Origin of the sequence: Acinetobacter halobius (assembly GCF_044130335.1) — a bacterium.
Taxonomy (GTDB): Bacteria; Pseudomonadota; Gammaproteobacteria; order Pseudomonadales; family Moraxellaceae; genus Acinetobacter.
Window position 1 is genome coordinate 31460 of sequence record NZ_JBIQOD010000012.1, and the last position, 12822, is coordinate 44281.

A 12822-nucleotide genomic window follows, 5' to 3' on the forward strand; every position below is an offset into this window, starting at 1 on the left:
GTATGGTGGGACAAGTTCTAATTGGCTTAATTGCACTGTTGCATGTGTATATTTTAGTTTTAGAGATGTTTTTATGGGATAAGCCCTATGGCTTAAAAGCTTTTGGCAATAGCCCTGAAAAAGCGCAGTTAACGAAAGTTATGGCTCAAAATCAAGGCTTATATAATGGTTTTCTGGCTGCAGGTTTATTTTGGTCATTATGCGCACCTGAAAGCTATGTACTTGCTTTGGCGAACTTCTTTTTAGGCTGTGTTTTGGTTGCGGGAATTTATGGTGGGCTAACCGCTAGTAAGAAAATTATTTACATTCAGGCAGTCCCTGCCATTTTGGCACTGCTTGCAGTGAATTTTCTTTAAGTCGATTGAGTAGTCACTTATTGAATACACATGGAAAAGCCAACGTGAAGACGTTGTCTTTTTTGATGTGTGGCTAGTTATTTTACTTCAGGTAAGTCAAACCAAATGACCTGAGCATCGTCCAGTGCTTTGATTTCAGTAACATCTATAAATGCAATCGCATCACCTGCATGGATTGTATGTTCAGCCACTTGGATTGAGCCAGAAATCACATGTACATAGTTAACATGTTGTGTGGCTTTAATCGAAAGGGTCTGATCTTTTTCAAGTACAGCCGTTTTCACTTCTGCATCTTGACGAATATGCATTGGTGCATTGTCGTTTGGACCACAAATCAGATGCCATTGGTTGGGTTGCTCATGCGGATCGAGACGAATCTGTTGATAATTTGGGGCTGCATCTCGTTCATTTGGAATGATCCAAATTTGTAGTAAATGCACTTGCTCATCACTTTGATTCATCTCACTGTGTTGTACGCCAGTACCTGCACTCATCAGTTGCCATTCCCCCGCAGAAATACCGCCATGGTTGCCCATGCTGTCTTTATGGGTAATCGTGCCTTTGAGCACGCAGGTTAAGATTTCCATATTGTCATGAGGGTGTTGTCCAAAACCTTGATGTCCTGCAATGAGGTCATCGTTGATAACACGTAGAGCACTGACGCCCATGTATTTCGGATTATACCAACTGCCAAATGAAAAGCTGTGTTTAGACTCTAGCCAACCAATATTGACATGACCACGGTCTTGGCTACGATGAATGAAAGCATCCATTTTGAACTCCAATCTTATTTTTAATCTATGGCGTAATTTTAATGTTTTATATTTGTTGATGAAATGGTGAATTTGCAATGTTGCGTTTCAATATTGAAATGATAGCTCTGTCTTAATTTAGATCACAATACTGTTCGCGAAAATCTTTCCAAATGTAGTTTTTGCCTTGCGCATATTCAGCTAAAAATTGTTGATGTAGCTTCGGTTGGGCTTGCATCCAATTATTTCCCCATTTCACACCGAGTGGGGCCGCTTTATCTTTAAAAACAAAATAATCATCAAGGCAAGTACTGCTTTCAACGTAGAAGGCTGTATCTTGATCGTCGAGATAATTTTCGTAATTAATAGAATTGGGTGGGTTTTTTAAGAATACTTTATCACTGGCGGTGAGTAGAATTTTCTGTTCAAAGTGCTGCAATTGACCTTGTTTGTACTCATAGCGGGTTTCAATATTATAAGGATGTACGGTTTGATAGTCACCTGGGGACTTGGTGCTGTATTCCAGTATTGCGTTATTGTAATCTGATAAATCTTTATCCCATTTGGGGCCAAAACTCATTCCATCTTCAATAACAGGAGCCACGAATTGCACGCGGTGGAGCTGTTGACCATTCGTGTCGATTTCAATAATTTCGTAGCTGTATCGGTAGCGATTGTTGGCATAGATGGAGTTTATCTCTGCATTGGCTTTTAATTCCGCAGGGGTATAGGCATAGCGGGTACGAAAGATCAGAGCAATGTATTTGTCTGTTGGCATAATTGAAAATAGCTCATGGTCTTTGACGGTGTGTTTGAGCTGTGGTTGTAGAGTAATTTTTTTTCGATTTTCCGCATAAGCATCGCCAATAGCGAATATGGCTGAGTGTGGCTGGTTTAAATAAAACAGTTTAGGCTTTTGCCCTGTTCGAATCGCGTAATAGTGAATCGGAGATTTGCCTGCGATGACATAATAGCGTGTATTCAAAAGTGGCTCTCTGAGACTATCTTGCTCTGGAATGTATTGGGTATGACGGATTTTTTCCTGATCCTCCAGACTGTCAAATGGGTTGTCAGATTCCACCGCATAAGCAGAAGCATCCACGCTGGTCACGATTTCCTCATCTAATTCAGCAAAAGTCGGTGTCGAAAGTGACAGTAAGCAAGCCAAAGGCATTATTCTTTTTAAAGTGTTCATCGTCATTTTTATGTTGTTATGATTGATAAAAAAGATGTTCTCTTGAGAACACCTTTTATAGCGTAAATACCTTAGAAAACCAATTATTCTAAGAATTTAACCGTTACACCTGGCTTCACTTTTTTACCTAGATCGTTCGCATCCCAGTTGGTCAAACGAATACAACCGTGTGAAGCTGTCTTGGAAATGGCCGATGGGTTTGGCGTACCATGAATACCAAATGATTTTTTACTTAAACCAATCCAGATATTCCCTACTGGGCCATTTGGACCTGGTGGTAAAGAAAGAGGTTTTAAGTTTTTACCTTGAACAAAGTTGCTTGGTGAGTAGCTATACCATGGATTTGGTGCAACACCTGTAACTTTATAAGTACCTGCTGGTGATGGCGTGTCCGAGCTACCGATGGTTGCAGGGAATGAACCGATCATTTGGTTGCGGCTGTTAAATAAATACAGCTGTTTTGCGCCTTTGTGCGCAACAATCAAGTGAATATCTTCTGGCACTTCATTACGAATGTTGGCAACGATAATTTTTTCGCCTGCTTTTTTGAAAGTTGCTTTTGGATTCAACTTTTTCAAAAAGTCTTCATCCATGTGGAACTTTTCACCGAACATTTCAGTCACACGCGTGTAATACAAACCTTTCATTTTTGACTGTAAGGCATAATCGTGTGGAATTGACGCTGCATAAGGCCCTTTCAGGTCTGCATCGGTGATAGTGTATTCAATAAATGCAGGTTTAGACCCTTGACTAGCAAGTAACGCATCCCAAGTTTCTTTGGTGAGCGTACCCGTTGCTTTTAAGCCACTCATTTGTTGGAAAGAGGCAATTGCTTTAAGGGTATTTTTACCGCTCATGCCATCAATTGCACCTGGAGATGCATGTGCATTGTTGAGCATGACGTGAGCACGTGCATAAACAGGAAATTGACCTTTACCAATATTGTCATACCAATCTGCACTGTTTAAACCATTTAAAGTCCACGATGCTTTTGCAGCAGCAGGATTCGTCGGGCTTGTTGTCGGTGCAGTCGTTGTTTTGCTTGGTGCAGCGCCAACGTCAGCAGTTTTATCTTCAGACTGTTCAAGTTGGTCTAAAGTTTGTGAAGCTTGGTTTAAGTCTGCTTGTTCTTTTGCTGTAATTTGAGTGTTTGCAACCGCAGTAGAAGCTGAAGCGACATCTGTTGCTAAAGGATCAATGGGATCTTGGACTGAAGTATCAATGATCTTTTTTGGCGTCAAGGGTTGTTCAGTAGTAGATGCAGCAAACGCTGTACCAGCAAGAATGCAACTTAAACTCATCGCGAGTATTGTGCGAACGAACATGTAATTCAACCTTAAGAATTATTCATTTACAAAGTAAAAACCAGCCAAGTATTACAGAAAAAAGATAGAGATGCAGTATTTGTTTTGTGTAAATATCTGTTTTAAGCATCAACTGGATCTAATTTTAGTGTGATGAGAAGTTATTAAAAATTCGACCTTTTTGTTATGATGGTGAGCAAATTTAATTGAGATGGGAAAGTAAATGACGACCCTTAAAAATGATCGTTTTCTACGTGCTTTATTACGTGAACCTGTAGATACCACACCCGTCTGGATGATGCGTCAAGCAGGACGTTATTTACCAGAATATCGTGAGACCCGTGCTCAAGCAGGTGATTTCCTCTCATTATGCAAAAATACTGAATTTGCCTGCGAAGTGACGCTACAGCCTTTACGTCGTTATGAGCTTGATGCAGCTATTTTATTTTCAGATATTTTAACTGTACCCGATGCTTTGGGTTTGGGGCTTTATTTTGAAGCGGGTGAAGGGCCTAAATTTCATAAAACGGTTCGCACTGAACAAGATGTGGCGAATTTACCTCAGTTTAATGCTGGATCAGATCTTGATTATGTCATGAATGCGGTCAAGACGATTCGTTTAGCCCTAGGTGGTCAAGTGCCATTAATTGGTTTTTCGGGCAGTCCTTGGACTTTGGCAACCTATATGGTGGAAGGTGGTTCGAGTAAAGATTTCCGTTTCACTAAGCAAATGATGTATGCGCAACCCGAAGTTTTACATGCACTGCTCGATCGTTTAGCAGATGCAGTAATTGATTATTTGAATGCGCAAATTGATGCAGGTGCACAAGCTGTACAGATTTTTGATAGCTGGGGTGGGGCACTAGCACACCGTGAATATTTAGAATTTTCTTTAAAATACATGCAAAAAATTGTTGCAGGTTTAAAACGTGAAAATGAAGGACGTAAAGTACCTGTGATCTTATTCACCAAAGGCGGTGGTCAGTGGTTAGAACCGATGGTGGCAACAGGGGCTGATGCATTTGGTCTGGACTGGACAACGCCATTAAATGTGGCTCGCCAAACGGTGGCGGGTCGTGCGGCACTGCAAGGTAACTTAGACCCTGCTACTTTATATGGTTCGCATGAGACCATCGTGAAAGCGACCAAAGCCATGCTAGATGATGCTTATGCAGATGGTGAGAAAACGGGTTATGTTGCAAACTTAGGTCACGGCATTACCCAGTGGGTTGATCCAATTAATCCGAAAGCCTTTGTCGATACCGTGCATGAATATAGTGCTAAATATCTCTAAGTTTCACTGGATCAATTTAATTAGGATTCATACGTGATCACAATTTTAAAATCATGTTTTGAGTTCTCATCTAAGGCAGCTTCGGCTGCCTTATTTGGGATATTATTGTTGTTGGCTTTCGCATTCACAGCAAGTATGGCAAATCAGGAATATTGGGGTTTTTTCCGTTATGACTATTTATTGTTCTATGCGGTGCTGATTCAGGTATGTTTACTGTATTTAAAACTTGAGTCTTGGGCCGAAGCCAAAGTGATTGCGCTATTTCACGTGATGGCAATGCTGATGGAAATTTTTTTGACCCATCCGCAGATTGCATCATGGCAGTATCCACATCCCGCCGTGTTTAAAATTCTCACCGTGCCGTTGTTTGCAGGTTTTATGTATTCGGCTGTGGGCAGTTTTTTTGCGCGCTCATTACGTCTTTATCATGTTTCTTTTGAATACTTGCCTCGTTTTTCCTCCATGTTGATATTGGCTGTGTTGTCTTATATCAACTTTATGTCCAAGTTTTTTATTCCAGATATTCGTTATCTATTATTTGCATGGAGTGTAGTACTGTTTTGGAAAACCAAGATTGGCTTTGAGTTACAGCAGCATCGTTTTCAACTGCCGATGTTACCTGTACTGCTCTTGTTGGCTTTCATGATTTGGATTGCGGAAAATATCAGTACGTTTTACCAAATTTGGTTGTACCCTAGTCAAGTCGATGCATGGCATATGGTGGGTTGGGGTAAATTAGGCTCTTGGTATTTATTGCTACTCTTGAGTCTTGTTTTGGTGCTAAAAATTTTAGGGAAACGAGACCTGCGTGGCAACTGGGCGCTACACCGTTAAAATTGAGAATTAATGTCTGTTTTACTTTAGTGTAAATTGTTTTGCGTTATGCGCTTGTTACAGCTATCTTACAAGTGTGTAGCTCAAAATATACACAAACAATAGGAACAATAAAAATACTCGGAGATAATCGAGTCTGGAGAAACCTTATGTTGAAAAAAATGGCATTGGCTGCAGTTTTGGCCGTTGGTTCTACCGCTGCATTTGCAGATAAAGATGTAGGTTGTGGTATTGGTTCACAAATTTGGGAAGGGCAGTCTGGCAAAGTCGCTAAAATTTTAGCGGGTACCACAAACGGTCTTTTTGCTAACCAACTTTTCGGTATCACCTTTGGTACTTTAGGTTGTAGCGGTACAGGTACGGTGACTGCTCAGGCAGTAACATTTACCAATGAAAATGCAGAGTCTTTGGCACGCGATATGGCAGTCGGTGAGGGTGAAAGTCTAAATGTACTGGCTGAACTGCTCAATATTCAGTCTGAAGATAAAGCGCGTTTCTTTGAAGTATCTAAACAAAACTTCGCAAAAATCTATTCGGCTGAAAACCAAGATGCACTTCAAGTGTTAGCATCTTTACAAGCCGTTATGGCAACAGATAGCGTATTAAAAGCATACGTTTAATTGCACTATAAGACCCTGTCTTTAAGGCAGGGTTTTTCATATCTAAAAAGAAGAAGACTCAACTCTGCATGAAATCGCTTCTCCTCTTTTCCAGTGCGCTGTTTAGCACCACGATCTTTGCTCAGGCACCCCGCTCAGCAGAGTTTTATATTGAAAAAGCCCATCAGCTTGAGCTTGCCTCAAATGTGACTTGGCAACGTTTGATGTATGCGAATACTTCGGGAAATAGTGAAGTGACCTATCGCCCGTTCTTCTATAGCGAACACGGACAAACCCAACTCAAGCAAGAACTTGATGCAAATATTGTGGCACTTTTTACACAGGCTGCCGTGAATGAATCCATTCAGTGTCGCTTTCCTGCACGTTCAAAATGGCTCATAAGACAACTTGATATTGCATCGAATCAACTTCCTAAAGCATCCTGTCCTGAACTGGATGAATGGATTGGGCAAATTAAGCCGTATAAGACGACTTTAATTTACGCCACAGACTTTATGGGTAATCCCAGTTCGATGTTTGGACATACTTTGTTAAGGCTCGATCCTAAAGACCAAAAACAACTAAACTTAGTCTCTTATGCGGTAAATTATGCAGCGACAGTGGCCAATAGCGACAGTTTTTCTTTTGCGTGGAAGGGATTAACTGGGCAGTATCCGGGTGAGTATTCGCTCATGCCGTACTACCGAAAAGTGAAAGAATATGGTGATTTGGAAAGCCGTGATTTGTGGGAGTACGAGTTAGCCCTGACTCCTGAAGAAACCAAAACCATGGTTGAGCATATTTGGGAGCTCAAACATGTGCAATTTCCTTACTACTTTATCAGTGACAATTGTGCTTATCGTTTACTGGGTTTAATTGATTTGGTTCGTCCAGATATCAATTTACAACAGCAATTTAAAACCGCAGCCATTCCAGTTGAGACCATTAAGGCTGTGGATGACAATGATTTAATTGCAGAAAGTGCTTACCGTCCTGCCTTAGAAACTCAATTACTCGCACAGGCTAAACAACATGGACAGAGCCTGGCTATGGCTGCAAATCATATTGTGCAATTAACACCTGCTCAAATGCCAACATTTTTAAATCAGTATTCTTTGGCTGATCAAGCGCGTATTTTAGAGATGGCTTACGATCATCTATATTTACAATTGATTGCGCAAAAAGTTACAGCAGAAGAGGCTCAGCCCCGCATTCGAGAATTATTGGGTTTGCGTAGTCAAATTGATTTGGAAAAACAGCGAAAAGCGGTTGAAACTCCCAAAGTAGATCCTGTCAAAGGACATCATGCACGGACTTTGCAACTGGAGGGAGGTAAGTTACAGGGAGACTCGTACTTCCAACTGAGTCATCGTCAGGCCTATCATGATTTGATCGACCCACAAGGCGGTTTTCGTTTAGGCACACAGCTTAAGTTCCTCGCAGGTAGCCTAGAGTACCGTGATGACCGACTGAAATTACAAGAGTTAAATTTGTTAGAAGTGAATGCTTATAGCCCATTAACTGCATTTAAAACCCCTTTAAGTTGGGGCTTTAATGTGGGATGGCAGCAAGAATCATTGGAGCGAAATGGTGAATTTAGTGAGCAGGATCAACACGGTGTATTCAATCTATCCAGTCAGTTTGGTTATAGTGTAGCAGACCAAGATCGCAAGCATTTATGTTATGTCCAATTGCAAAACCGGATTCAAGTTGGTAAAGCGCTAGAGCGTGATTGGCGAATGGGGATTGGACCAACATTGGGTTGTCAGAACATTTGGACTGAACATGTCAATAGTTTGGTACAAGTAGAATTGCCATATTGGGAAGATAGTCATCAATGGCAAGTCAGACTGAACACTCAACTGCAATATGTATTGAACCAGCAAAATGCATTACGGATTCATTGGCAGTATCAACAGCAAAAAGGCAAAGATTGGGATCAGACTGGGCTGAGTTATATCCGTTTTTTTTAGTACGACTTAGTTTTAGAGCTCCACGAATGGAGCTTTTTTTATGTCTAGAATCGCTGTTAAAACACACAAATATCAGTGTTTGATTTTTATAAGACCTTGAAAGCTTACCTTGATGATGAAAATAGGCATTAAAATTTGTTATATTAATCACATAAATTTCGAGCGATTCTCAAAATATATAAATAGGTAGGCTTTATGAATGATGAATGCATGGCTAAGTTGGCCGAGCAGTGGGGTAAAATTTGCCAGCATTATTCAGTGAATGATCACATTAAAGCGCAAAATTTCATACAGCAGCATTCATTTGTATTGGTCAATGAATTTTATCGCAATATTGTTTTGGAGCCTGAAGCGGCTGATTTCTTTAAAGATGACATTATTCAACAACGCTTAAAAAACAGTTTAAACCAATGGTTGATTGAAAGCTTTGATGTAGCTTTGAATCAAGCTTATTTTACTGCAGTCGCAAAACAACAAAAAGTGGGACAGGTACATGCGCGGGTAGGCATTCCTTCATGGTTGATCATGCGTGGTATTCGTGAGATTGAAATCAAGATTTTGCAACTACTAGATGAACTTCAGCTCAAAAACAGTCATCAAATGCTCAGTTATATGCTGCAAATTATGGGTTTTGCCACTGAAATTATGTGTAGATCTTATGAGGCAAATACCGAACAGAGCCATGAAGTAAAACATAGCTACCGTTTATTTTCTGCAATGCAAGATGTAGCCGTGCAAAAAGATAAGCAGCGCAGTATTTTACTCGATTGGGAAAATGAGTTGATGTTCAAGGTTTTTTCCGAGCATCCGCAGTTACAGCATATTGCTTTGTCCAAGTCTGAGTTTGGTTTGTGGTTTGTGCATAAGGCCGCGTATGCGTTCACAGGTGCAGAACAGGTTGAGACTATTATTGGTTTGATTCAGCAAGTAGATGCACTGAATTTGCATGTACTTGACTGCCAGGATCAAACACAAAAGATCGAGCGTATTCAAGACATTCGTGAAATGAACCGACAGATTCAGCACTTGGTCGATCAACTGTTTCAAGTGACTGAATATATAGACTCAGGTAATGACTCTCTGACTCAGCTTCTTAATCGCCGTTATTTAAGTACAATTGTATCTCGTGAAATTAATTTTGCTCGTAGAAATGATGCACCTTTAAGTTTGCTGGCGATTGATGCAGATTATTTTAAAGGGATCAATGATAAATATGGCCATACCGCAGGGGATTTGGCCTTACGTTTTATTGCTGAAGTTTTGTTGGATGTGGCGAAGGGGAGTGACTACGCTTTCCGAGTTGGCGGTGAAGAGTTTTTATTACTTTTGGTTGACAGTAATCTCCAAAGGGCTTCGGATGTTGCTGAAACGATTCGTAGCCGTATTCAAGAGACATCCATTCGAACGCCTTTAGGACAAAGCTTTAGCTTTACGGTGAGTATTGGTTGCACCATTTATAATGGTCATCCTGATTATCAGCGCTTTTTAGACACCGCTGACGCAGCACTGTATACGGCTAAAAATAATGGCCGTAACTGTATTCATGTAAGTGAAAAACTTTTGAGTGTTTAAGGTATAGGCTAAAAAACTCAGAACACAAAACAATTTAAAGTCGTTTCTTGAGGCACTTATACCTCAACAATTACATAGTATTTTTTGACTGCTTCAACGACTTCAAATGTGCCAATAAAACTTGGTGGAATAATGCCTGCCTGTCCTGCTTTTACTTCAATGACGTTTTGTGTGTGGGCATCATGAATACGGACACATCCCTCCATGACTTGAAAGAATTCTTGTTTATTGTCGGCAAATTGAATATTCCATGCCCCAACTTCACAATGCCAAATTCCGCAAGCCATATGTGGATGCTCATATAGGCTGTAGGTTTGACGTTCAGGATTTCCTTGCACTAAACGGTCTGGACGTGGAAAATCAATACTGTGTTCGCCTTGGGTTAAACCATGACCTGCTAACCAAATTACTGACATTGTTCATTTCTCTAAACAAAAAAGAATCATGCGATAAGTTTTGCATAAAAAAGCCCCAACATCTGTTGAGGCTGAATACCGCAGAGATTAATAACTTTCAGGAACCGCACTTAAAAACTCGCGACGTTCTTCTTTATTGGTTTTAAAGTCGCCAATAAAAGAAACCGTACGAGTCGTCGATTCTTGCTTACCAACACCACGCATCATCATGCACATATGAGCTGAGTCAATCATAACAGCAACACCACGTGCACCTGTCACTTCTGCAACTGCTTCTGCAATTTGTTGGGTGAGGTTTTCTTGGATCTGTAGGCGACGTGCAAACATTTCGGTAATACGTGCAAATTTAGACAAACCAAGTACATGGCCTTCAGGCAAATACGCAATATGTACGCGACCATAGAACGGTAGTAAATGATGTTCGCACAATGAATAAAATTCGATATTTTTAACCAATACCATTTCACGGTTGTCCGATGGGAAAACCGCATTGTTGGTCACTTCTTCTAAGCTTTTGCTATAACCAGACGTTAAATACGAAAAAGCTTTAGCAGCACGCATAGGCGTATCGAGGAGACCTGGACGATTTAGGTCTTCACCAACGGCAGTTAGAATGTTAGCGTAGGATTGCTGCATAGACATAAGACGTGTTCACTTACACTGATATTGAACAAGGACGGCATTGTAGCAGAAAACTATTGCAATGCCTTGTTTTGGACTAAAATCCGATTACTGTTTAAACTTTGGATTTTTCTCGCTGCGTTTAAGTAAGACTAAAACAGCACCAGTACCACCTTGTTTTTCTGGAGCGCTTACAAAAGCGAGGACATCACGGTGTTGGCGTAGCCAGCCATTCACATAGGTTTTTAAAATGGCTTCTGGACCTTTACCATGTACAATTTTAATCACATTTTGATTTTCATCTTTCGCCATTTGAATAATTTGCAAGACAGCCACACGTGCTTCTTCAACGGTACAACCATGCAAATCAACAGCTTCAAACCAGCGGATGTTACCTGCTTTTAAGTCTTCAAATACTTTATGTTGTAGCGTAGCAATACGATAACTGAGCGCTGCTTGGCTCGCTACAGGGTTGAGCATCGCTTGAGTATCGGACAGCTCAGTTGCATCAGTTTGCATTGGACCTTCGGCTGCCGCACGTTTAGCTAAAGTTTGTGCATCCATTTTTTTCTTTGGATTTTTTTCTATTTTGGCAATATTTGCAGTCTCCATTTTCTGGACACCGTGCATTTGTTTTTGAAACAACGCGAAATCATCTTCTGGCTCAGCTTGAGCGACTTGAGCTTTGGCTTCAGACTGTTTGATGGCAGTCGAATGCGGGTTGGTGATCTGCTTTTTAAAGTCTTTCAGTAAATTAAACTGCTCTTTAGAAAGCGATGAATCATGTTTGCTCATAGGGTCAGAAAAATATGCAAAATAAGGAATGAGACAGTAATTATAGTCTGAATTTGCAATGATTTGAACTGAATTGCACTTATAGGGAATAGTAATCAATTGAAGGGAAAATGATAGGTTATTTTAAAAACATAAGATTAAGTATCGCTTTTATCAGAGGCTGAAAATCATTGAATCTAAGTCAATGTTGTCCCGATAGGGCTCAACACATGACGTAGATTCAAGTTTGGCGTATTGCTTATACTTTAAGTGGGGGCAACTTAGCTTGCGTGTAAGCGACTGATGATTTTATCGAGTTTTTTATCAATTTGACCACGATATACATCAGGCAAAACACGTGAAATTTTTGCAAGTATACGGGCTTGAGTGCCAGGGATGATCATAAATTGAGAAGATAAAATTCCATCGTAAATTTCTGCGCAGGCTTTTTCAACGGGCATGCTACCTCCGAGTTGCTTTAAGGCTGCTGTAATTGGAGAACCATTTTTACGTTCCTCTGCCACGAGCGGCGTATCCACTTCTGGTGGACAGACTACAGCGACATCAATATTTTGACTGCGAAGTTCCATACGCAATACTTCAGCCAAGCCAACCACCCCAAATTTAGAAGAACAGTAGCCTGTATAGCCATAGCAACCGACTAAACCTGCAGCAGAGGCAATAAACACCAGTTTAGGGTGTTTACCTTGTTGAACGGCTTGCTTGAGATATGCTAATGCAGCATGGGCTACGTTTCGGCTCCCGACAAGGTTGATGTTGATCTGACGTAAAAACTCCTCAGCACTCATGTCTTCAAAGGATTTGGCAACCACGATTCCAGCTGAGTTAATCAGTAGATCAGGCGGACCAAAGGCAGTAACGGCTTCTGCAAATTTTGCCTGTAGGGTATTTTCATTTTGTACATCAATTTCAAATCCACATACAGCAGGTGAGCGTTTTTGTAAGTCAATAACCGCTTCTTCAATCCCTGTATGAGCAAAAATACATACTTGATAGCGATCTTGAAGTAAGCGTTTGCTGAGTTCAAGACCGATACCACTACTGCCGCCAGTAACCCATGCTGTTTTCATATTCTTTTTCATTTCAATCTCCTGATGTGTATTTTAATTGT

Annotated in this window: 13 protein-coding genes; 6 read left to right on the forward strand and 7 right to left on the reverse strand. The window is 40.6% G+C overall.

Features of this window, described 5'->3' with window-relative positions; all coding sequences use genetic code 11:
- Positions 1-2: 2 nt before the first annotated feature.
- Positions 3-356 (forward strand): DUF1304 domain-containing protein, encoded by a 354-nt coding sequence (locus ACE01U_RS11410; protein WP_395579512.1) that lies wholly within the window; start codon positions 3-5, stop codon positions 354-356.
- 77 nt (positions 357-433) lie between these two features.
- Here ACE01U_RS11410 and ACE01U_RS11415 read toward each other — a convergent pair whose 3' ends face one another.
- From ACE01U_RS11415 to ACE01U_RS11425, 3 genes are all read right to left on the reverse strand, one after another.
- A complete protein-coding gene (locus tag ACE01U_RS11415; RefSeq protein ID WP_110974487.1) occupies positions 434-1129 on the reverse strand; it encodes a pirin family protein in 696 nt (231 codons plus the stop codon).
- 112 nt (positions 1130-1241) lie between these two features.
- Positions 1242-2303 (reverse strand): hypothetical protein, encoded by a 1062-nt coding sequence (locus tag ACE01U_RS11420; protein WP_395579513.1) that lies wholly within the window; start codon positions 2301-2303, stop codon positions 1242-1244.
- 83 nt (positions 2304-2386) lie between these two features.
- Entirely contained in the window at positions 2387-3628 is a 1242-nt protein-coding gene (locus ACE01U_RS11425) for a L,D-transpeptidase family protein (protein ID WP_086208022.1), read from the reverse strand.
- Positions 3629-3830: 202 nt separating this feature from the next.
- On the opposite strand from ACE01U_RS11425, the gene hemE reads away from it, so the two are divergent.
- From hemE to ACE01U_RS11450, 5 genes are all read left to right on the forward strand, one after another.
- Positions 3831-4901, forward strand: a complete 1071-nt coding sequence (gene hemE / locus ACE01U_RS11430) for a uroporphyrinogen decarboxylase (RefSeq protein ID WP_395579514.1) — start codon at positions 3831-3833, stop codon at positions 4899-4901.
- A 36-nt stretch (positions 4902-4937) separates the two neighbouring features.
- On the forward strand, positions 4938-5735 hold the full coding sequence (locus ACE01U_RS11435; RefSeq protein WP_171264404.1) for a DUF817 family protein: 798 nt from the start codon (positions 4938-4940) through the stop codon (positions 5733-5735).
- 149 nt (positions 5736-5884) lie between these two features.
- On the forward strand, positions 5885-6355 hold the full coding sequence (locus ACE01U_RS11440; protein WP_110974490.1) for a DUF3015 family protein: 471 nt from the start codon (positions 5885-5887) through the stop codon (positions 6353-6355).
- 68 nt (positions 6356-6423) lie between these two features.
- Complete coding sequence (locus ACE01U_RS11445) at positions 6424-8307, forward strand: Lnb N-terminal periplasmic domain-containing protein (protein ID WP_395579515.1); 1884 nt, start codon at positions 6424-6426, stop codon at positions 8305-8307.
- A 195-nt stretch (positions 8308-8502) separates the two neighbouring features.
- Complete coding sequence (locus ACE01U_RS11450) at positions 8503-9879, forward strand: diguanylate cyclase (RefSeq protein ID WP_395579516.1); 1377 nt, start codon at positions 8503-8505, stop codon at positions 9877-9879.
- A 56-nt stretch (positions 9880-9935) separates the two neighbouring features.
- Here the strand turns inward: ACE01U_RS11450 and ACE01U_RS11455 are convergent, their stop codons facing one another.
- The 4 genes from ACE01U_RS11455 to ACE01U_RS11470 form a co-directional block, all read right to left on the reverse strand.
- A complete protein-coding gene (locus tag ACE01U_RS11455) occupies positions 9936-10295 on the reverse strand; it encodes a cupin domain-containing protein (protein ID WP_395579517.1) in 360 nt (119 codons plus the stop codon).
- Between the two features lie 87 nt (positions 10296-10382).
- Positions 10383-10931, reverse strand: a complete 549-nt coding sequence (gene folE / locus ACE01U_RS11460; RefSeq protein WP_171264403.1) for a GTP cyclohydrolase I FolE — start codon at positions 10929-10931, stop codon at positions 10383-10385.
- A 93-nt stretch (positions 10932-11024) separates the two neighbouring features.
- Positions 11025-11711: a Smr/MutS family protein gene (locus tag ACE01U_RS11465; protein ID WP_086208014.1), complete on the reverse strand. Its 687-nt coding sequence runs from the start codon at positions 11709-11711 to the stop codon at positions 11025-11027.
- A 260-nt stretch (positions 11712-11971) separates the two neighbouring features.
- The gene (locus tag ACE01U_RS11470) at positions 11972-12793 is read right to left on the reverse strand and encodes an SDR family NAD(P)-dependent oxidoreductase (protein ID WP_228146957.1); all 822 of its coding nucleotides are present in this window, start codon (positions 12791-12793) and stop codon (positions 11972-11974) included.
- Positions 12794-12822: the final 29 nt, after the last annotated feature.